The sequence below is a fragment of the uncultured Gilliamella sp. genome (genome assembly GCA_945271295.1).
Taxonomy (GTDB): domain Bacteria; phylum Pseudomonadota; class Gammaproteobacteria; order Enterobacterales; family Orbaceae; genus Gilliamella.
This window is the reverse complement of sequence record CALYPG010000031.1, coordinates 1-21,347: the sequence shown is the minus strand read 5'-3', so window position 1 is coordinate 21,347 and position 21,347 is coordinate 1. Positions and strand designations below refer to the sequence as shown.

Here is a 21,347-nt window from a genome sequence, read left to right as displayed (position 1 = left end):
AAACGTATACCTTTCCTGAAACTTCTTTACAAACGTTTTTATTTTGCTGCACACATGATTGGAATAGTTTTGAGCATAAAACCAGCCTCTTTGTAAGATTTATATCTTGCCCTTGCTAACGCTTTTAATTGTTCATTGGCGGGGACAAAATCGATTATATCTCGATAAACATTAGCAAATTCAGGAAATTGTTCTTGAAGATTGATCAGTAATTGGCGATTACCGCTACTATGCTTTTGAGGCCAGCAAATTTCGACAGGCGATCCCCCTTTCATACCCTCACCCACTAAGTTATGCGGTACAAAAAGATCAGTATTAAGCTGCCAAAGGTATTCATCAATCCTTTCTGCTTGAGTTTGATTTTGGCAAGCAACTAAAATGCGTTGTTTTGCTTGCCATGCTTGAGCAATCTGTTCACAAGCGAGCTGTTCATGGAATAATACCCCTGAATCACTCGCTTCGTTTGGATTTTCTATTAGATAGAAAATTACTTTTTTCATGACTGATTTTGATCAAGCAAATATTGAATTAGCATAGCAACTGGACGCCCAGTGGCACCTTTATTCGCACCTGATTTCCATGCTGTACCTGCTATATCTAAATGTGCCCATTGATATTCTTTAGTAAAGCGCGACAAGAAGCAAGCCGCTGTAATAGTACCACCATCACGACCACTGGAATTCATAATATCTGCACAAGTCGATTTGATCTGTTGTTGAAAATCATCATCAATCGGTAAAGCCCAAGCTTTATCATCTGTCTTATTTGATGATGAAACTAATTGAGTAATTAATTTTTCATTATTACCCATTACGCCAGTGTAGTGATGACCAAGAGCCACAATACAAGCCCCAGTTAACGTTGCAATATCAATCACTACTTTAGGATTATAACGAGCAATATAAGTTAACGCATCGCATAAAACTAAACGACCTTCAGCATCAGTATTAATAATTTCAACTGTCGTGCCTGACATTGTGGTTAATATATCACCCGGACGGTAAGCATTACCATCAGGCATATTTTCACAACCAGCCATAACGCCAACAACATTAATAGGTAATTCTAATTCAGCAACAGCTTGCATGACACCGTAAACAGTCGCCGCTCCACACATGTCATATTTCATCTCATCCATGCTAGCAGATGGTTTAATCGAGATTCCGCCAGAATCAAAAGTTAGGCCTTTACCAACTAATACAAAAGGTTGTGCTTTTTTATCTTGAGCGCCATTATATTCAATAACTGTCATTATTGACTCATTTACAGAACCTCGACCAACAGCTAAATAAGCATTCATATTTAATTCAGCTAATTGTTTTTCACCCAAACAAGTAACTTTTAATGATGAATGATTTTTTGCTAATTGTTTGCCTTGTTGAGCCAAGTACTGCGCATTACAAACATTTGATGGCATATTAGCTAAAGTTTTAGTTGATTTGATAGCATTAGCAATAATTTGACCTTGAAGCAGATTATGAGTTAATGTTTCAGTCAATTTGTTATCAGTATATAATAATGTCACCTTAGTTAAACTTGGTATTGATGATTTTTTTGATTTAAATTGGTCAAATTGATAAGTCATTTCACCAACAATCTGTGGTATTCGTTTAGCTATTTCGCAAGACTGTGCTGGATTAAAAGTCAATAAATCCCAGGTAATATTTTTAACTTTTTTTGCCAATAATTCTTTAACTACAGCATTAATCACTTTTTTAGATTTAGTCACATCAAACTCTGTTGCTTTACCACAACCAACCAATAACAGCTTTTGGGTTAAATCATTAGCAAACGGATATATAAATGTAGTTTCACCTAATTTACCTGTCACTTCACCATTGTTAATTAACTGACTAATCATAGCTTGGATTGATTGATCTAAATCTTTAACTAAATCAGATTGTTTGTTACTTGAATCAATCGAAATTACTAAGCATTCTGACTTTTGTTTGGCAATGAAAGAAGTATTTTTAATTGAAAATTCCATGATGTGTCTCTTTTTTGAAATTTAATGTCATAGTAATATTCTATAGGTTCGTAATGGGATAGCAACAAAAAGATAACTAAACCATTGAAATCAGATTATAATAGCCAGATTTTGAATAAACTTGTTAATAGGTAAAATGTGATAATCCGCCGATATCTAGTTAAAGAGACATTGAAAACCCAAAGTGCAATACTGTTTATTTTATTGTTAATTTTCTTTTCACAAAAATTAATAAGAATTTTATCCAGTGCTATTGAAGGGAATATTCCGCATGATTTAATAATTCCATTATTAGTTTTAGGCGTGTCAAATATGGCCGATCTTATTTTACCTTTAAGCCTTTTTCTGGGTGTTTTAGTGACATTTGGACGTCTTTACTCAGACAGTGAAATGGTTGCCATGCAAGCTTGTGGTGTGAAAAAAAATTTATCCTATCAAGTTGTTTTTCTTCTTTGTATTATGACTTGTTTATTAACATCAATAAATTCTATTTGGTTTGGTCCATGGTCAAGTTTAAAACAAGATCAATTAGTTGAAAATGCTAAGATAAACCCAAGTTTAGCTGGACTTTTAGCCGGACAATTTCAGCAAACGCCTGATGGTAATTCGGTTATTTACATTGGCAATGTCGACAAAAATAATTTAGATAGTATATTTATTGCGCAGGTTAATCCTAAAAACCAGCAACGCCCATCAATAATTATTGCTAATAAAGGCAAAACTGGAATTGATGAGGAAGGAAATCAAATTATTAATCTGGAAGAAGCTAACCGCTACGAAGGTACTGCCCAACAAAAAGATTTTCGAATTTCAAACTTTCATAATTACTTAGCTGTAATTAAACCGAAAGAAATCGTCTCAAATGAGAATGAAGATGAAGAGAAATTAGATGTGCAGCAATTAGGAGTAATTGAACTTTATCATACCAATACCGCAAAAGCAAAAGCTGAATTATATTGGCGTCTTACTTTAATTGTATCAGTACCTTTAATGGCTTTTCTGGTCATTCCCCTTAGTGTTTCTAATCCAAGGCAAGGGCGATTAGCACAAATACTTCCCGCTTTACTGCTTTACCTAATTTACTTTTTACTAGCTAGCTCAATAAAAGCTAATGCGGGGAAAGGTCGTTTAGATCCTGCTTTATGGTTTTATATTATTAATTTAAGTTATTTTATTATTGCCATTATCTTAAATTGTTGGGATAACTTATTTATGCGTAAACTTCGTTTAAAATATATTGTGTCATAAAGGAGAAAAACGGTGTTTTCAATTTTAGATCGTTATATTGGTAAAACTATTTTAAGCACAATTGGTCTAAGCCTTTTTTTATTAATTAGTTTATCTGGAATTATCCGTTTTATTGATCAACTTAGAAAAATAAAAATTGATTATGATGCATTTTCAGTGGGTATCTTTTCTTTATTAATGGTACCAAAAGATTTGGAAATATTTTTCCCCATGGCAGCATTACTAGGTTCGCTAATAGGCTTAGGATTATTAGCATCTCGTAGTGAATTAATCGTCATGGAAACTTCAGGCTTTAGTCGCTTTAAAATTGCCAAAGCTGTTATGAAAACCGCCCTACCTTTGGTCATTATTACCATGGTGATTGGAGAATGGGTAGCACCAGTAAGTGAACAAACAGCTCGAAACATGCGTTCAGAAAAAATTTATGGTAATTCTTTATTGGCAGAACAAAGTGGGTTATGGGCTAAAGATGGTAATGATTATGTTTATATAGGCCATGTCGATAATGCTAATACTATTTCAAATGTTGATATCTATTCAGTTGATCAAAACAAATTAGTATCAATAATCCATGCGGCAACGGGTGTATTTAAAAATGATGAATGGACATTATCACAAATTGAAAAAAATGATTTTACTGAGCCAAATAAAGTGTTAGGCGTTAATATGGTATCCATGCAATGGAAAACTAATATCACCCCAGATAAACTTAGCATTGTGGCATTTGACCCTGATTCGCTTTCCGCCTCAGGTTTATATCAATATGCACAGTATTTAAAAAATTCCGGACAAGATACAAAATTTTACGATCTTCTGTTTTGGAAAAAAATCATCAAACCTATTTCAGTAGCAGTGATGATGTTATTAGCATTGTCATTTATTTTTGGCCCACTTCGAAGCGTATCAATGGGAATAAGAGTCATTATCGGTATTAGTTTTGGTTTTCTATTTTATATCACTGATAATCTATTTGCCCAAGTCAGCATTGTCATAGGCATTTATCCGTTAATCGGTTCTTTGTTAACAAGTCTAGTCTTTTTATTAATCAGTTATGCCTTATTTAAAAGGAAGAATTAATATTCAAATAACCAGATACTATTATAATGAGTGTGACAAAGGCATAATACTCACTTTTTGATTGATATCCTATCACCTTTTACTCAGGTGATAGGAATGTTGAATTTACTATTTTTTAAAAAGTTTTAGATATTGACCATAACCAGCTGCTTCTAGCTCCTCTTTAGGTATAAAACGTAACGCTGCTGAATTGATACAATAACGCAAACCACCTAATGCTTTTGGACCATCATTAAATACATGTCCCAAATGTGAATCGGCATTAAAAGAACGAACTTCCGTACGGTGCATACCATGACTATCATCTTGCTGTTCAATGATGCTTTCCTCATTAACTGGTTTAGCAAAACTTGGCCAACCACAACCTGAATCAAATTTATCTAAAGAAGAAAATAGTGGTTCGCCAGAGACTATATCAACATATAACCCGTCTCGATGATTAGCATTAAACTCGTTATCAAAAGGTGGTTCAGTACCATTTTGTTGTGTTACTCGATATTGCATGGGGGTTAATGCTGAAATTGCTTTTTCTTTATTGAAATTTTTCATAATTCACCTAGCTTATTTTCGTATTAACGTTAATAACTTATTATTAATTAACTATTTTTCAACATTGACTGTAATACTTTATCTTTAAGCCAAAAATAATGATATAACGCACCTACTATATGTAACATTAACAAAAGAATTAATATATGCGAACCGCATTTATGCAGGGTATGGAAGAAAGTATAATAAGTATTAGGCATATATATTGATGGAATCGACACAATACCAAATACATTTAGTGGATTACTACTCATCAAATAACCGGATAACGGTAATATAAAAAGCAAAATATAAATCAAACCTTGTACCGACTTTGATAAAACTCGCGGTAATTTTTTATTTTTAGGCAATACATCGGGTATTTTATCTTCTATTACTACATAGATTCGCCAAATAGTTAAAATAAATATCACTACACCTAATGATTTATGTAATGAATAAACATGACTCATACCATCAAAAAAATATGAAGCTGGTAGTTTAACAAACAAGATTAAACTGACAATAATAGTTATGACGGCTGATACCCAATGGATCCATTTTTGTTTGGGGCTGTATTGTGGGTAATATTGCATTGTTATTCACCTTTGGAGTTATTTTTATCCTGCCAATGTTGGGAAATAAACCCAGAACGACCGGAAAACTGATAATAACGATTATAATGTTGAGGCTGTTTTTTATAATATTCTTGGTGATAATCTTCAGCCGGGTAAAATGCAACCGCCGGTTCGATTGCCACATTAATTGGTTGCGTAAAGCGCCCACTTGCTTGTAGTGCCTGCTTAGAGGCTAACGCTTGTTTATGTTGTGATTCATTATGATAAAAAATAGCTGGACGATAAGAATCACCACGATCAGCAAATTGACCATTACCATCGGTGGGGTCAATTTGTTGCCAAAAGATATCAAGTAAAGTGCTATAACTGATTTTAGAGGGATCAAAAGTAATTTGCACCGCTTCGGTATGACCAGTATGTCCTTGACAAACTTGTTGGTAGGTTGGGTTGACAACATGGCCACCCGTATAACCTGAAATCACACTAATAACACCTTCATAATGATCAAAAGGTTTCACCATACACCAAAAACAACCTCCAGCAAATGTAGCTTGTTCATATTGTTGCATTATAGCCTCCTGTTTGATGATGCTTAATAAGAAAATGCATATTATTAGACAACATGTCTATATAAAAATTAATCCAAAAAAGAATAAAGATTAATCAATAACTATTCATTGAAAAAATAAAAAATACCATCATATTCATCAAATATCAGTCAACATATTCGGAGGGCTCCTTATGGCAAGTGGATGGGCATCTGATGATGCAGTTAATCAACAAATTGAAGGTACCATTGCTGATGCTATCGAAAATGCGCGACGAAGACTAAAACAAAGTTCATCAACGGCTAATTTTTGTATCGAGTGTGGTGATCCCATTCCAGAAGCTCGGAAATTAGCTTTAGCGGGTGTACAATATTGCATAAATTGCCAACAAGAAATTGATAAGCAATTAGCCAAAACCACCGCGCTCTATAATCGTCGTGGCAGTAAAGATAGTCAATTACGTTAATCATAAATTATTATGGTGAGTTATTTAACTCACCAACAACTTTTAATTACTTTGTTTAGCTTTACGAACAGCATCATAAGGGTAAATAATAAATTGATTATTAAACCATTCTGCACAAAAAATATCTTTAATATCTTCATACCCTTGTTTTTTGACTTCTTGTTTAACCCAATCTTCGTCTTTATGTATCTGTTCAACGTTATCATGGCTTATGCCACCATTTTCAATGATCAATACTGCAATATCTTTTTCGCCTTTTTTTATAATGGTCAATGAGCCATTCAATTCATACCAAACTTGTTTTAACTGATCAAATGATGAAATACCTTGGATATTAACTAATGTTTCAAAATCTCTAACAGGTAAATTAGCTTTAATAAAATTATCGGTGATTAAACTACCATTTTTGACAAGTTGAATGGGTTCACCATCGATGGCGTCTCTTAAACGGGAATTTTTCGATTTGATAAATCTAATTAAAACTAATAATCCCGCCCAAATTGCAACTAAACCCGCTGCTTCCCAAGCTGAAACATTGGGACTAAGTAATGCCCCCCCAACTAACGCACCGATTACCATACTCCCCACCTGATCTAACTGAGACATTGGTGCAATTTGACTTTTACCTGATAATTTCACATAAATAAGTAAAATTACTAATGCTAACAAAAATTTAGGTGCCATTTGTAACAAATACATGTACAACCTCCAGATTAACATTTTATATTTAATGATAAGTAAAAACTAAGGATGGAAAAATTATCAACAATAGTGCATTTAAAAAACGTTAGAACAATAAAAATACAGCTTTATTCAATTGTGAACCAAACAATGTATACAACTCAATCATTATGACAAACATTGAATGGTTATTTAGAATATTATGTAGGCATGCTTATTATACGCTAGAAAAAATTAATTATTAAGGTTTAATCAGTTTAAGTTAGATCAAATCAAAATATTCTGGATAATCTAGTTGCAAGCATTTCGGTATTTAACATTAAATATTAACTTATAGCACAGTATGAATTAATAATCTTTTAATGTAATGAACCAAGTTCATAATGGTTGGTTTAGCAATAAAGAGAGGTTAATAGTTGTTTTTTTACTCAATAAACGCATTAATCGTAGCTTGTATCAACTTAGTCAAACCAATAATTGATTTAAGTTTTTTGCATCTAAATTTATCAAAGCCCACTAAGTGGGCTTTTAGATTTGAAAGATGATTAAAAATGAATAAACTCTTATGATTAAGAATCGTTTATTGGCTTTTTCTTCGTTGCGTTGCCGAAGAAACGGCGCCAATAAACACCACATCGCTTGATGAATTCAATGCTGTTTCAACTGAATCTTGAATCACTCCAATGGCAATACCAATGCCTATTACTTTTGCAGAAATCTCATTTGGTATACCAAACATACTACACGCAACGGGAATAAGTAATAATGAACCTCCGGCAATACCCGAAGCCCCACAAGCACACACAGATGTAACAATACAAAGTAAAACAGCTGTATAAATATCAACACCTATATGCATTGAATTAACTGTTGCCAAAGTCAAAACGGTAATAGTAACAGCCGCACCTGACATATTAATAGTCGCACCAAGTGGTACTGCTACTGAATAAGTATCTTCATCCATGTTTAATCTTTTACAAATTTCCATGTTTACTGGAATGTTGGCAGCTGAACTACGGGTAAAGAAAGCGGGGATTGCACTGTCTTTTAAGGATGTAAATACCAATGGGTAGGGATTTTTGTGCATAACCAGATAAGCTAATAATGGATTTATTATCAATGCTACAATCAACATGCATAAAACCAATACCATTAATAAATGGGCATATTTAAATAATTCACCGAACCCTGTCTCAGCTAAAGTCGAAGCGACTAATCCAAACACGCCGATTGGCGCAAAACGAATAATTATTTTAACAATGAAAGAGATCGCATAAGATAAATCATTCATCATTGTTTTTGTTGTCTCAGAAGCATGCCTTAATGCAATGCCAATACCCACACCCCATATAATCAAACCAATATAATTAGCATTAACCAGTGCATTGACAGGATTGTCGATCATTTTATCTAACAAGGTTTTTAATACATCACTAATACCACCTGGTGGCGTTAATTTAATTTGCTCAACAGTTTCTCCTAATGAAATTTCAGATGGAAACATAAAACTGGCTGATGTGGCTAATAATGCTGCTAGCATCATTCCCGCAAAATAAAGCGTCAATAAAACGCCCATATTGGCACGTTTGCCATGCTGATGATTAGAGATTGAGGCGATAACTAAAACCAGAACCAATATTGGCGCCACCGATTTTAATGCATTAATAAATAGACCACCAAGTAAGGACATACTTAATGCTGTATCTTTAGAAACAGCAGCTAAAACTATACCTAATATTAAACCTAACAGAATTTGGGGAATTAATCCCACTTTAAAGTAAAAACGAACTAAAGGATTAGTTGAATGAGACATGCTATTTCCTTATTTATATTTATTAAATGTTAATCTGAAACATTAATATACTTCAATGTTAAATTTGTATAAAGATACTACATTTTTTTTACTTAATGTGTGCTTAATTGTCATCACATCAGCATTTAACTAATTTCTGCTAGCATACAGCCAGCATTCACATAGTTACCTTCTGCAATCACCTGTTTTAAACTACCTTGGCGGTGTGCAATAACTTGAACTTCCATTTTCATGGCTTCCATAATTGCAAGCACATCCCCTGCTGCTACCATTTGCCCATCACTCACTAGCCATTTAAATAGGTTACCAGAAACAGGCGATATCACAATTAAATCTGATTGTTCCTCACTATCAGATTGAGATGATGAAAGCCCACTTGTAGTTTGCATTGATAAGCCAGCCAATAATTGTGCCGGCAAACCAAGTTGACAGCGTTTGCCATCGATCTCAATAACCGTACGGGTTAAAACTTCGGCATCTTTAGGAACTTGCCGGCTAGCAGGTTCGATTGACGTATTAAATACAGTTTCGATCCAGCGAGTATGTACATTAAATTGTTGGCAAAAATCAGGGTGATTAATAACCGCTTGATGAAAAGGCAATACTGATGCAACCCCTTCAATAGTAAATTCAGCCAATGCCCTGCGGGCTCTGGCAATCGCTTGCTCTCGAGTTTCTCCAACAATAATCAATTTGGCCATCAACGAGTCAAACATTGCCGCAACAGTTGAACCTGTGATAACGCCACTATCTAAGCGAACTCCCGGACCGGCTGGGGCATCAAACCGAGTAATAGTACCCGGTGTCGGTAAAAAACCATTAGCCATATCTTCGGCATTGATACGAAATTCAATAGCATGAGCTCGCACTGGTGGTGTTGCATTAATACTAAGTGGTAAACCTTGCGCAATACGTAATTGCTCGACAACCAGATCGACACCGCTTGTCTCTTCGGTAACAGGATGTTCCACTTGCAAACGAGTATTAACTTCAAGAAAGGACAACTTACCATCCTGACTTAATAAAAATTCAACCGTGCCAGCACTAACATAATTGGCTTTAGCGCAAATTGCAATTGAAGCATTAATAATTTGTTGCTCTATAGCTTCGCTGATAAAAGGTGCCGGTGATTCTTCAATCAATTTTTGGTTACGCCTTTGCAAAGAACAATCACGCGTACCCACAACCACAATATGACCTAAACTATCGGCAATTACTTGTGCTTCAATATGCCGCGGATTAGGTAAAAATTGTTCTAAAAAGCACTCCCCTCGCCCAAATGCTGCAGTGGCTTCGCGAACAGCTGAATGATAAAGTTCGGCAACTTCATCCATTTGCCAAGCCACTTTTAAACCTCGACCACCGCCACCAAATGCGGCTTTAATCGCAATTGGTAAGCCATGTGTATTTGCAAATTTAAGTACCTCTTGAGCACTTTGCACTGGCTTTTTGGTACCTACCACTAAAGGCGCGCCGACAGCCATAGCCAATTGCCTTGCTTTAACTTTATCGCCAAGAATTTCGATGGTTTCCGGGTTTGGGCCGATCCAGATTAAACCAGCAGATTGCACCGCTCTAGCAAATTCAGCGCGTTCGGATAAAAAACCATAACCGGGATGCACCATAGTGGCACCTGATTTTTTAGCAACCGCAATAATCTTATCAATATTAAGATAGCTTTCACTGGCTAGGTTGCCAGATAATCCATAAGCCTCATCGGCCATTTGCACATGCACGGCGTTAATATCTGCATCAGCATAAATGGCGATAGACTTAAAACCAACATCCCGACAAGCACGAATAATGCGCACTGCAATTTCACCTCGATTGGCGATCAAGACTTTGTGAGTTTTTTTGTTATTATTAGGCATGATCAGTACCACTCCCTTTAAATTCTTCAAATATCCCAATAGGATTAAATTTTATTTTGGCATTAACCGGAATTTGCCCCGCCAAATCTAAATGATAGTTACACACCGCACCAATAACCGGGTATCCACCCGTTAAAGGATGATCATTTAAAAACAGTACTGGTTGACCATTGGCAGGAATTTGGATGGCACCAATGCAGGTACCTTCGCTTGGTAATTCTTGTTGTTTTGCCCGAGTTAATGGCATTTCGCCCGCTAAGCGCAAGCCAATGCGATTAGATGCAGGTGTAACTTGCCATAGTTGTGATGAAAGTAATGCTACTGCCTGCTGAGTGAACCAATCCGTGCGTGGCCCAAGCACAATGTCTAATACCACCACATCACCAGCAGCGGGATAGTTTATGGCTGGTGCTTCATTTAATGAAACGGCATTTAATTTGCTATTTCGAGTTATTGATAAAGTTTGACCAATTTTAAGCGGAGCCGGCCCAACTTGAGCTAACGTATCATAGGAACAGCTAGTTAAAATTGCTGAAGTGTTAAAGCCACCACGAACCGCGAAATAACTCCGCACCCCACACTTATTACTCCCCAAGGCAATCACATCACCCTTGGCTAATTGAATCGGTTGGTACATTGATGCCTTATATTTTTCTGATTGTGCAGTAGTAACGGTTATATCACAAGGCGCGCCGGTCACCGCCACCACCATCGCACCATTAATTTGCGCTTTAAAACCACCTTGGGTAATTTCTAATACAGCTTCATTAATTGGGTTGCCTAATACGCGGTTAGCACTATGCAGTGCACCTTTATCCATCGCCCCTGATTCAGAAATACCTAATGCCGCTTGACCAATTCGACCATTATCTTGTAACAGTGTTTGTAGCCCAGTTGCTAAGATTTTGAGGTCTTGTTGTGGATCAATCGGTGGATTGATGGTTGCCTTATCTGGTTTAGCTGTCGGTAAATGGTACTTTTTAGTGGCTTTTCTGGCATCAACAAAGTTAACTCGACTACCCGGTTTTAATAATGCTGGTTGCTCACGTTGCAAGTCCCAAACCGCCAGATCGGTTATACCTATCAATTGCCAACCACCTGGGCTGGCTTGCGGATAAACGCTACTAAACTCACCAGCTAAAGCTACCGAACCGGCAGGAATACGCACTCGTGGTGACTTAAGTCGTGGCACGTTTAATTGTGAATTTTTCGATACCATGTACGCAAAGCCCGGCGCAAAGCCACAAAAAGCCACTTGATATTCATTGTCAGTGTGCCGTTTAATCACTTCCGCAACAGTAATGCCCAGATATGTTGCAACTTGAGCTAAATCTTCCCCATGATAATGCACTGGTATAGTCACCAATTCACCTGTCACTATGACTCCGGTTGCAATATCAAGGTTGGCAATGTGATTAGCAAGGGTATTAGCATCCGTTAATATTGGATTATAACGGATCAATATAGTCCGTGCTGCCGGAATGACTTCATCGATATGCCATTGGTTTATGGTACTTTGCAGCAAATTGGTTAACGCCATAGTTTGCTTAAGGCTGTCTAACTCAACCATAAGCACATCTAAATTAACAGGCAAAAATCGCATTACACACCCCTAAACAGCCAATCAGATATTCGGTAACTCGCTAATGCTGACACCCGAACAGCTACTTTAATAGATAATTTAACTAAATTACTCATTATTTATCTACGCATTACCTACACAAATGAACGAATAGTAACACTATATTGTTGTAATTTATCCCGAACTTTTTGCGCCATTAGCAGCGCATCGGGACTATCACCATGCACACAAATCGATCCGGCATCAATCGCCACAAACTTCCCTTCAATTGAATTAACTCCACCGTCATTAACCAACTGCAACATGCGCTCGGCCACCAACTCTGGATCGTGCAACACTGCGCCGGCCTGTTTGCGCGAAACTAAAGTACCATCGGCATGATAAGCCCTATCGGCAAAAGCTTCTGCTACGACTTGTAGACCATTTTCTTTAGCCCAATCAATTAACGCTGAACCAGCTAGTGCCACTAACACAAGGTTAGCATCAAGTGCACAAATAGCATCAATTACCGCCATCGCCTGGTGCTTATTATGAGCAATGGTATTATATAAAGCACCATGCGGCTTAACATAACTCACTTTGGCACCAATAGATGCCGCTAATCCTTTTAGCGCACCTATCTGATAAATCACATCAGCAGTTAATTCATCGCTGGCTACATCCATATTGCGGCGACCAAAACCAACTAAATCAGGATAACCAACATGAGCACCAATCACTACGTTATTGGTTTTAGCGGCTTTTAGTGTTTGCCAAATCCCAGCAGGTGAACCAGCATGAAATCCACAAGCAATATTGGCACTACTGACTACTTTAAGCATAGCATCGTCATTGCCAATCTGCCATTGACCAAAACTTTCACCTAAATCACTATTCAAATCAATGTATTTGTTCATCGCCATGTTGATCCTTTATTTCAAATAATTAAAGATAGTTACTACCGACATAGCGCCCATATACCAAGTAATAAGGCAAACGACTAATCCAGACCATAACAACCAACGTGGATAATGGTACCCGGCCATCAAATCAGCGCGCTTCCAACCTATATAAATAAATATGGTTAAGCCTAATGGCAACACTAAGCCATTAAAACCTCCAGCAAAGACTAATAAAGCGACTGGTGCTTTGCCCATAATTAAGTAAATCGCCAATGAGCTAACAATAAAAATATTGGTTGCCATTTGTCGTTGTTTTGGCGTTATAGACGGCTTAAATGGCGTAATAAAAGTCATGGAGGTATAAGCCGCACCAATAATACTGGTTAATGCCGCGGCCCATAGAATCAAACCAAAAATACGTAGCCCAAGTTGCCCCAACGCTGCTTGAAAGGCTTGTGATGCCGGATTGGCAGCATAACTTGAAATATCAATGGTTACTCCACTAGCCACTACGCCTAATATGGCTAAGAATAAAATATAACGCATCACCCCAACCACAATAATTCCTCTGGTGGCTGCACTTGATACTGGTTTAATATTTTGCACGCCACCCATATTTTTATCCAATAAACGATGAGCACCAGCATAAGAAATATAACCGCCAACTGTACCACCCACAATCGTGGTAATAGAAGCAAAATCAACTCTACTTGGCAATACAGTTTGCGTTAAAGCTTCACCTATAGGTGGATGTGCAGCAAAGAGTACAAATAATGTTAAAGCAATCATCAACAAACCAAAACCAATCATTAAACGATCAATAAAATGACTTGCTTTATGTGATGAAAAGATATACACCGATAATAAAGCACTAATCGCCCCGCCCCATTTTGGATCAAGTCCCACTAAAGCATTTAAGCCCAGACCTGCACCAGCGATATTACCAATATTAAAAACCAAACCACCAAATATGACCAGTATCGCCAATAAATAACCACTGCCGGGAATGGTGGCATTAGCAATATCTGAAGAGTACATTTTAGTTAACGACACCACCCGCCAAATATTTTGTTGCACCACAAAATCAATAATAATCGAAGCTAGAATCCCAAATCCAAAGGCATTACCAAGGGTAACAGTAAAAGTTGCGGTTTGAGTAATAAAACCTGGACCAATTGCTGAAGTCGCCATTAAAAAAATCGCACTAATTAAAGAAGCCCGACGATTTTTAACAAAAACAACTGCGGTACTATTGCTATGATTTTCCATACGCATGTTTCCTCTAGACTTGTTTCTATAATTATTGATATGACTACTTTATTTAATACAAGCAATTACTATGCCATAGTGTAAAGATTTTGTTATTATTGTGGCTTAATATAATCACTGTTTTTAGGTTAAAAGACTAATTAAAAAAATTTATAACTGGTTTAAATCAAATTTAATCTAACTCTACTGATTAACAATATGTTGAATTGCACTAAAACTATGCATAACAATGCCTTCAAATAGTGCAACAAACGCTAATAACCCGTTGCATTAACCCAATGATGTAAAGATGTTTCAGGAATGGCATACGTTTTAGTATAAAAATTCTGTAGGTTAAAATGTTGGAAGGTAATACTTAGTTTAAAATTAATCCATTTTAATGGTATTTAAAACACGGCTATTATTATAATGTTACATTTATCGCCAATTTTGCAACCATGAAAAAATATTATAAAAATTATTTAGCAATTTTACCCCAAAAAATGCCAAAAAATGGTTGTAGATTAAGCAGCAACGAGTCATTCAATGTAAATTCAGGCGTATTAATGTAAATGAATAAATTACCGCAAAATGAAATTATTATTGTAGAAATGTCCGAAAATATAAAAATTTTGGTTACAAGTATTGAAAAAAAAGAACAAGCTAGCCAAATGGGGTTTGTTGAAATAAGTCATGCATATATGTGCTATTCCACAAATCGGCTTTCGGACAAAATAAGCAAAATAAAAAAATTAATTAGTCTAGGTGCGCTATTTTCATATGGAACAGGATGGAGTCCATCTGAACTTATGTCATATTATATCCAACAAGGATATAATTTTGATAAATTCAAAGTTATTGCTTGGTCAAATACATCAACTTATCATATCATTGAGTACGATCCTAACAAATCAACAAAATAATAATTTGCAGCACTAAAATACCACTACACTTATAACTAGCTTTAAATGGGCTTAAACAAGTACGTTTAGCTGAGCGATTGACTGTTAGAGTATCGACTTCTATTTTATCAAGATGCGCTTTAGAATTTAATTTCAAGGGAAAATTTAAGTGATTTGATAAATCATTATATCAAGAGATCAATATCTTTGTCTGTTAAAAAGCGAGCTTTTACTTATAGAAGTAATAAATAACATGGATTTTTATTGGTTTTAACTAGTACTAATTGAGTTTAATTGAAAATACTGTGTAATGATATGTTCAACTTCTGCTTTTGATTTTAATTCCATAATATCAAATACTCTTTTATCGCTATCTGTGGCTTTCCTAATCCGAGTATCATTTAACCATAATTCATTATCAACTATTCTACGAGCTAAATCTTTGTAATTATCTGCCACCTCACTAAAATAGACGATTGACCAATCATTATTCTTTATATATTGAACATTTGAATATATTAAATGGGAGAATTGATTTGGATATTTTGGCGGATTACTTATCTCGTTAGGATTTTGGACTTTATCACCATAAATACCCAGAAGAATAGTTGCGTTTACATAAGATACATACAAAACCTGCGCAGCGACAAAATAACAATCATTAAACGGTACAGCAATAATTGAACCTAAAATATCTTGTTTAGTTATTTCATTAAATGGAGTATTAATTTTTTTATCAAGACCAATATATATTACCTTACATTCTCTAGTATGAATGTTGCCATAAGTTCGAATAATATCAATTCCCTTAGTTGCTGGCTCACCAGGAATATATAGGAAATAAAATCGATCTCCATTATGATGATATTCAATGCCTAACGTCATTTTTTCATTCACTTCTGCGGGAATGACATATTCTTTTAGTGTTTCAATCGTTAATAATCTTGCCTTTTCTTGCAATTCATTTTCAATGTGTGTTTTTGTCTCAATCATTCTCATATCCGTCTAAGCAATAGTTTTTAGTCAGAAAGAATGATACCATCACTAGAATTAAATGGTATTACTGTACCTTTTAAATCAAAGATTTCACTTTTATCGTGTTACAAATCTCATTATTATTTGATTATCATTTTGATAACATTTGAATATACATGGCTAATTCACCACTAACTTTATTCAGCAAATTTATTACCTTATCTATTTCTTTACTTCTAGGAGAGAGAGTATAGATTTGATATATAGATAAGTTTGGTATGTCTTTTATAAAATGAAAAGCATCTTTCTTGAATATTTAATTGATAATTAACTTTACCATCTGATTGCATATAATTCATCAATTTTACCGGTTATTGGATCTACATTAAAACGATACTCGCATGACGAATTGTTCAATAAAAAGTAGAGGTTATTTTTTTCATAATATAGATAATATATTCTACAATCATGAATATTTTTTTGCTTATACAATAGTTCCTTAATGTCCCATATTATCAATCCAGTTGCATTTATTATATAAGCTTTATTTATATTATTTGACTCAGCCCCTTCAATTATTGCTAACTTGTTAAAGTCTTGCAATAAAACACCTATAACACCTTCTTCATTTTTAATAGAATATTGTTTACCATTAAATCTCCATCTAATACCTATAGGTAATAATTCAGATTGGCTCAGTAAATTAGGATTATTTAGGTTGTCATAATTTGAACATCTTTTAACAAATTGAAAATCCGTTATATCTTTCATCTAGTTCCTTCTCGTTTTTAATGAAGATTACCTATTTTAATAATAATGTTCTTTCAGCTAAAATCTACAATATTTGAATTTGACCGGCTCGCTTTTGATAAATTACTCCGCTACATTTTCTAAATAATGTATAAACTTAATTAAATTAATTTCAAAGGATTAACTATTAAGATTTTTTCGAAAAATCGATTGTGATCTATGACTTTAGATTTGACTCCAACTGTCACTATTTATTTTTATTAATAAATGGTTGATTCAAAAGAAAGATCAACGGACACTAATAACTATTTTTTAATTATCACAAAGTAAAACTATGCCATCCTCAAAATGACAATTAGTTTCATCTAAAAGGTTAAATTTACCACTATCTTCCACGTGATAATGTTGCCATGACATTGCTGATGCGCCTTCTTCGTCAAATCCATGTTCTAATAACCAAATATTTAATTTTTTATCTATATAAAAATCTAATGTTATTTGAGCTAAATCTCCGGCATAATCTTTAAGAAAATGAACAATTAAATTATTAATTATCTTGTTTGATTTTTCAACAAACAAAGTGATTTCGAATTGATTAGGAGCGTCACTTTCCTTAATGCCTTCGAATGTATCTTTCGACTTTGGGATATAATCACCGCTAGGGAATGTGTCAATAGTTTTTTTGAGATAAAGATTAAATTTATTTGAGCGAAATATATACACTTTTTTATTTTCTATAACTTTATCAAATAAGATCTCATAATACGGCGTTTGAGAAAAAGTTGATAATACGCATCTTTTATTATATTTATCCCAATCCTTTTTTGTATACCCAAAGTAATCATCAATATGACAATTATTATTAATTAGTTTCACCACCGATTTATTTGCAACTTGGGGGTTCCCAAGCGGTAACAAGTTTGTTTGGTTAGCTAAAACTAAAGATGAAATTGTTAATAACCAAATGAATGTAATTAATTTTTTCATCGACTATACCTCATTAATGTTAAATTCCAAATTTTCATTGTGGACATGACTGTTATGTAGATAATCGGCAAATTAATCCTTTTTTTGTATGTCTACCATACTCGGCAATATCACCATTAGCATATTTAACTCTTTTCTGGGTATCATTTTCATTAACGTTATCATTATATTCAATGATATTTCTATCATTTCGATTTGGTGCACTTACTGTTTTACCATCTCTGCTCTTTTTAGTTGTATGCCAATCTACTATACAAATTTCATGTTCGTTATTATGTTTATCATGATAAAGATACTTATATTTTTGATCGAATCCAATTGTTATCTTTTTGGGAAAATGTTTTTCGATTTTACCGTCATGATAAATATGGTAAGTAACAATACTTAAAACATTAAAATAACCTATCATCGCCACAGGATGAATAAACCAGGCTTTGCCGTTTGAGGATAAATTAGTCAGTTTGGGCGTATTTGAGTTATTTGGGGTATTGGCGTTGGTGGTTTGATTATTGTTTGTTACTTGTGCCTCTGCAACTTTTTTCCACCACAGTGATGGTTTGATGCGTTGCTCTTTTTCAATTTGCCAATTTGATTTGACATTTTCGTGCGCTTCATCGAGTTTTTCAAATGCATATTCTCGTTCATTAGGTTTGGTTATATTATGCTCAATCAACAGCTTTTCTATAATATCCTTTTGTTGTTGTTTTTCTTCTTCAAATAATTCATCTATCTCATTCCATTTACTTAATGCTTCATCGGCATACCATTCACTTTCATATTTTAATAGTAAATGCCCTATCTGCTCTGCTGTCCAACTTCTGCGTAAACCTTCCTTTAAATATTCATAAGTAAAAGGCGGAAGTGGTTTTTTACGTTGCGTTGAATATAATGTTGATTGCGTTAAGATACGGTGTAATGCCGACATTACGGGTGTGTAGTCTTCCAAATCCAAACTAACCACTTTATTCTTTCCCGTTTTACTGGATAATTCACCAACCGTCGCTTTCTCCTCTATGGTATTAAATCCTGACCAATGCCAGGGGGTCACGCGTTTTATATGTTCCTGGGCATCTTTTTCGATATTTACCCAGCCTTTTATCGGTAAACCATACTTATTCCCAGCTGTAACACATGCCCAATTTACATATTTTTCATCAACCGCCAGAGTGTTATCCTGATTTAATGTATCAATTGACAATGTTCGGGGATAGTATACGGTATTGTTTTCTGTCGCTTTGGGTAATTTGTCCAGTGATAACGGAAATTTTTTCCAATAATCTATCGATGTATTTTGAAATATGATAACAATATCAATGAAAATTCTTTTACGCCCAAGTTATATACCTAAATCGATATTAATTGATGCGACTATTATTTATAAATCGCTAATTACTTATCTCACCGCGATTAATCTTCATCATAAATATCATAATAATTATCATCATTATCATCATCATCTAAACTTCTTCGACAATTGGTTATCTCTTGCGAAGTACATGCTCTTTGTTTATTACCGTTCTCTAAATATTCTATATATTGGCATTGTGTTTTGATTTGTTTATAGTGATTGTTACCCATATATTGAAAGGTATCATTTAGCTCTATTCTGCCTTTTTCTTTTCTACTGAAGCATATTTCATAGTCCGTGGCAGTTTTTGTTTTAGAATCAAGGTGAATATTATCACCTTTAAGATTTAATTTGATATATTTTTTTTGTTTTTTGTCATAACTATAAAATTCGGTTATCCAACTTCCCCCATAAAAATTTTTAGTTGAGCTAATACGAAAATCATTATTATCACCATCAAAATTATAATCCTTGTTTTCAGTTATGATATGTTCGATACGCAGAAAAATACCCTCATTTATGTTAGTAATGGTTTGAATAAGACGACCATCTTTTTTGCTAAAGACTTTGATACTAACAATTTTTGCGGCTTCTTTTTTCTTCTTAGATATCACCAATTTAAAGTAAAAGTCTTTAGTACTATTTTCTTGTAAAAAATCGATATTGTTAAATTCTGCTTCATCTAATCTATTTTTATTGTAGATGTCATATTCAAATATTTTATGTAAATCTATTTTATTGCCACTAAGGGTATTTCCGGTCAGTTGTTGATAATTATGTTTGAGATCATAAAAAGTGTCACTATCCAATTTTTTAATAAATACTTCATCTATCACTTCTTCAGGAGAGGTTACGTAATAAGATTTAAACTTATATACATCATTATTTTTGCCAATAGAACTTAATTTTTTGACTTGATACTCGTTATTATCTAAGTAAATTGTATACAAATCATCAAAATAAAATTCGGCTTTATTTTGCCCAATATTACCTGTGTAAATATAGATAATGGCATGACTAATTGTGGGTATTAATAATATAATGAGTAAAATAGACTTGATAAAATTCATTGGATTATTCCTTGCTTTATTTTTTTATACATTGTTTTTTAGCTTTCACTTTTCTCGCTGTCTTTTTTTATTCCTCTTTTTTCAGTCTTCGCGCTTTTACTTTTTTCTGTAAATCTTGATCTATTGGCTGTAAATTAACAAAGAATGCCGGATTGATTTTGAAAGCTAATTTACCATTTGGTGTACCATCTTTTATTGTGTTACTCGTTGCATTCATTGCAATTTCTAAATGTAAGTGAGGGTTACAAAATCCTTTAGCATTACCGGTATCACCCGTATAGCCAATTAAATCACCTGATTTAACCTCATCACCGATATTTAAATCAGCACGTTTATTACTTAAATGACAATAGCGTAAATAAAAATACTCACGATTTATATTAAAATTATTGGCTTGTACTATTTCTTTTTTTGTTTTTTCAGTAAATTCAAGTGAATATTCATTTCTTGATGCGCGTAAATCATCACCTTTAACTTTTATTACTAATACATTTCCATATCCACCTTCTCCTGCATATTGTACGATTTCACCATCTAAACACGCAAAACATGGTGTACCAACTCTTGCAAATAAATCTAAACCTGTATGTACTTTAGTACCCTCATTTCTTACAAAGCCAAAAGCGCCATTCCAATAAAACGCCTGCTTGTTTGAGCTAAAATAAGTCCTTTGAGGGTATTCTAAAGGTTCATGCCATAGTTTTATTTTAACTGGAAAATATCCCACCATCGCCACCGGATGAATAAACCAGGCTTTGCCGTTTGAGGATAAATTAGTCAGTTTGGGCGTATTTGAGTTATTTGGGG

Annotated in this window: 21 protein-coding genes; 4 read left to right on the top strand and 17 right to left on the bottom strand. The window is 34.4% G+C overall.

Annotated elements, in window-relative coordinates; all coding sequences use genetic code 11:
• Window positions 1-38: 38 nt before the first annotated feature.
• The gene (locus Q0K76_RS11915; protein ID WP_294615895.1) at window positions 39-500 is read right to left on the bottom strand and encodes a DNA polymerase III subunit chi; all 462 of its coding nucleotides are present in this window, start codon (window positions 498-500) and stop codon (window positions 39-41) included.
• Window positions 497-1,987 carry a leucyl aminopeptidase gene (locus tag Q0K76_RS11910; protein ID WP_294615894.1) on the bottom strand — a complete coding sequence of 497 codons (1,491 nt, stop codon included), beginning with the start codon at window positions 1,985-1,987 and terminating at the stop codon, window positions 497-499. The genes Q0K76_RS11915 and Q0K76_RS11910 overlap by 4 nt, the downstream gene beginning before the upstream one ends.
• A gap of 138 nt (window positions 1,988-2,125) precedes the next feature.
• Between Q0K76_RS11910 and lptF the strand changes: the two genes are divergently transcribed.
• Together lptF and lptG are read left to right on the top strand one after the other, a co-directional pair.
• Window positions 2,126-3,235, top strand: a complete 1,110-nt coding sequence (gene lptF / locus Q0K76_RS11905; RefSeq protein ID WP_294615893.1) for an LPS export ABC transporter permease LptF — start codon at window positions 2,126-2,128, stop codon at window positions 3,233-3,235.
• A 12-nt stretch (window positions 3,236-3,247) separates the two neighbouring features.
• On the top strand, window positions 3,248-4,312 hold the full coding sequence (gene lptG / locus Q0K76_RS11900) for an LPS export ABC transporter permease LptG (RefSeq protein ID WP_294615892.1): 1,065 nt from the start codon (window positions 3,248-3,250) through the stop codon (window positions 4,310-4,312).
• A gap of 108 nt (window positions 4,313-4,420) precedes the next feature.
• Here the strand turns inward: lptG and msrB are convergent, their stop codons facing one another.
• The 3 genes from msrB to msrA are packed head-to-tail and all read right to left on the bottom strand — an operon-like array spanning window position 4,421 to window position 5,987.
• On the bottom strand, window positions 4,421-4,861 hold the full coding sequence (gene msrB / locus Q0K76_RS11895) for a peptide-methionine (R)-S-oxide reductase MsrB (RefSeq protein ID WP_294615891.1): 441 nt from the start codon (window positions 4,859-4,861) through the stop codon (window positions 4,421-4,423).
• A 47-nt stretch (window positions 4,862-4,908) separates the two neighbouring features.
• A complete protein-coding gene (locus Q0K76_RS11890; protein WP_294615890.1) occupies window positions 4,909-5,436 on the bottom strand; it encodes a cytochrome b/b6 domain-containing protein in 528 nt (175 codons plus the stop codon).
• A 2-nt stretch (window positions 5,437-5,438) separates the two neighbouring features.
• The gene (gene msrA / locus Q0K76_RS11885; RefSeq protein WP_294615889.1) at window positions 5,439-5,987 is read right to left on the bottom strand and encodes a peptide-methionine (S)-S-oxide reductase MsrA; all 549 of its coding nucleotides are present in this window, start codon (window positions 5,985-5,987) and stop codon (window positions 5,439-5,441) included.
• A gap of 172 nt (window positions 5,988-6,159) precedes the next feature.
• On the opposite strand from msrA, the gene Q0K76_RS11880 reads away from it, so the two are divergent.
• A complete protein-coding gene (locus Q0K76_RS11880; protein WP_294615888.1) occupies window positions 6,160-6,432 on the top strand; it encodes a DksA/TraR family C4-type zinc finger protein in 273 nt (90 codons plus the stop codon).
• A gap of 42 nt (window positions 6,433-6,474) precedes the next feature.
• Here Q0K76_RS11880 and Q0K76_RS11875 read toward each other — a convergent pair whose 3' ends face one another.
• The 6 genes from Q0K76_RS11875 to Q0K76_RS11850 all read right to left on the bottom strand — a co-directional run bounded on the left by Q0K76_RS11875 (window position 6,475) and on the right by Q0K76_RS11850 (window position 14,529).
• Window positions 6,475-7,131 (bottom strand): YetF domain-containing protein, encoded by a 657-nt coding sequence (locus Q0K76_RS11875; protein ID WP_294615887.1) that lies wholly within the window; start codon window positions 7,129-7,131, stop codon window positions 6,475-6,477.
• Window positions 7,132-7,693: 562 nt separating this feature from the next.
• Window positions 7,694-8,926: a serine/threonine transporter SstT gene (gene sstT, locus Q0K76_RS11870; RefSeq protein WP_294615886.1), complete on the bottom strand. Its 1,233-nt coding sequence runs from the start codon at window positions 8,924-8,926 to the stop codon at window positions 7,694-7,696.
• Between the two features lie 125 nt (window positions 8,927-9,051).
• On the bottom strand, window positions 9,052-10,797 hold the full coding sequence (locus tag Q0K76_RS11865; protein ID WP_294615885.1) for a biotin carboxylase N-terminal domain-containing protein: 1,746 nt from the start codon (window positions 10,795-10,797) through the stop codon (window positions 9,052-9,054).
• Window positions 10,790-12,400: a 5-oxoprolinase/urea amidolyase family protein gene (locus tag Q0K76_RS11860; RefSeq protein WP_294615884.1), complete on the bottom strand. Its 1,611-nt coding sequence runs from the start codon at window positions 12,398-12,400 to the stop codon at window positions 10,790-10,792. Before Q0K76_RS11860 ends, Q0K76_RS11865 begins: the two co-directional genes overlap by 8 nt.
• A gap of 113 nt (window positions 12,401-12,513) precedes the next feature.
• Window positions 12,514-13,275: a 5-oxoprolinase subunit PxpA gene (locus Q0K76_RS11855; protein ID WP_363322494.1), complete on the bottom strand. Its 762-nt coding sequence runs from the start codon at window positions 13,273-13,275 to the stop codon at window positions 12,514-12,516.
• Between the two features lie 15 nt (window positions 13,276-13,290).
• Complete coding sequence (locus tag Q0K76_RS11850; RefSeq protein ID WP_294615882.1) at window positions 13,291-14,529, bottom strand: NRAMP family divalent metal transporter; 1,239 nt, start codon at window positions 14,527-14,529, stop codon at window positions 13,291-13,293.
• A 551-nt stretch (window positions 14,530-15,080) separates the two neighbouring features.
• Between Q0K76_RS11850 and Q0K76_RS11845 the strand changes: the two genes are divergently transcribed.
• Entirely contained in the window at window positions 15,081-15,431 is a 351-nt protein-coding gene (locus tag Q0K76_RS11845; RefSeq protein ID WP_294615881.1) for a hypothetical protein, read from the top strand.
• A gap of 249 nt (window positions 15,432-15,680) precedes the next feature.
• Here the strand turns inward: Q0K76_RS11845 and Q0K76_RS11840 are convergent, their stop codons facing one another.
• The 6 genes from Q0K76_RS11840 to Q0K76_RS11815 all read right to left on the bottom strand — a co-directional run.
• Window positions 15,681-16,403 carry a hypothetical protein gene (locus Q0K76_RS11840; protein ID WP_294615880.1) on the bottom strand — a complete coding sequence of 241 codons (723 nt, stop codon included), beginning with the start codon at window positions 16,401-16,403 and terminating at the stop codon, window positions 15,681-15,683.
• A 315-nt stretch (window positions 16,404-16,718) separates the two neighbouring features.
• Window positions 16,719-17,156, bottom strand: a complete 438-nt coding sequence (locus tag Q0K76_RS11835) for a hypothetical protein (protein ID WP_294615879.1) — start codon at window positions 17,154-17,156, stop codon at window positions 16,719-16,721.
• A 291-nt stretch (window positions 17,157-17,447) separates the two neighbouring features.
• Window positions 17,448-18,122: a hypothetical protein gene (locus Q0K76_RS11830; protein ID WP_294615878.1), complete on the bottom strand. Its 675-nt coding sequence runs from the start codon at window positions 18,120-18,122 to the stop codon at window positions 17,448-17,450.
• A gap of 52 nt (window positions 18,123-18,174) precedes the next feature.
• Window positions 18,175-19,320 (bottom strand): hypothetical protein, encoded by a 1,146-nt coding sequence (locus Q0K76_RS11825; RefSeq protein WP_294615877.1) that lies wholly within the window; start codon window positions 19,318-19,320, stop codon window positions 18,175-18,177.
• Between the two features lie 209 nt (window positions 19,321-19,529).
• Complete coding sequence (locus tag Q0K76_RS11820; protein ID WP_294615876.1) at window positions 19,530-20,540, bottom strand: hypothetical protein; 1,011 nt, start codon at window positions 20,538-20,540, stop codon at window positions 19,530-19,532.
• Window positions 20,541-20,607: 67 nt separating this feature from the next.
• Window positions 20,608-21,347, bottom strand: a 740-nt coding sequence (locus Q0K76_RS11815) for a M23 family metallopeptidase (RefSeq protein ID WP_294615875.1), incomplete at its 5' end; no start/stop codon positions are given.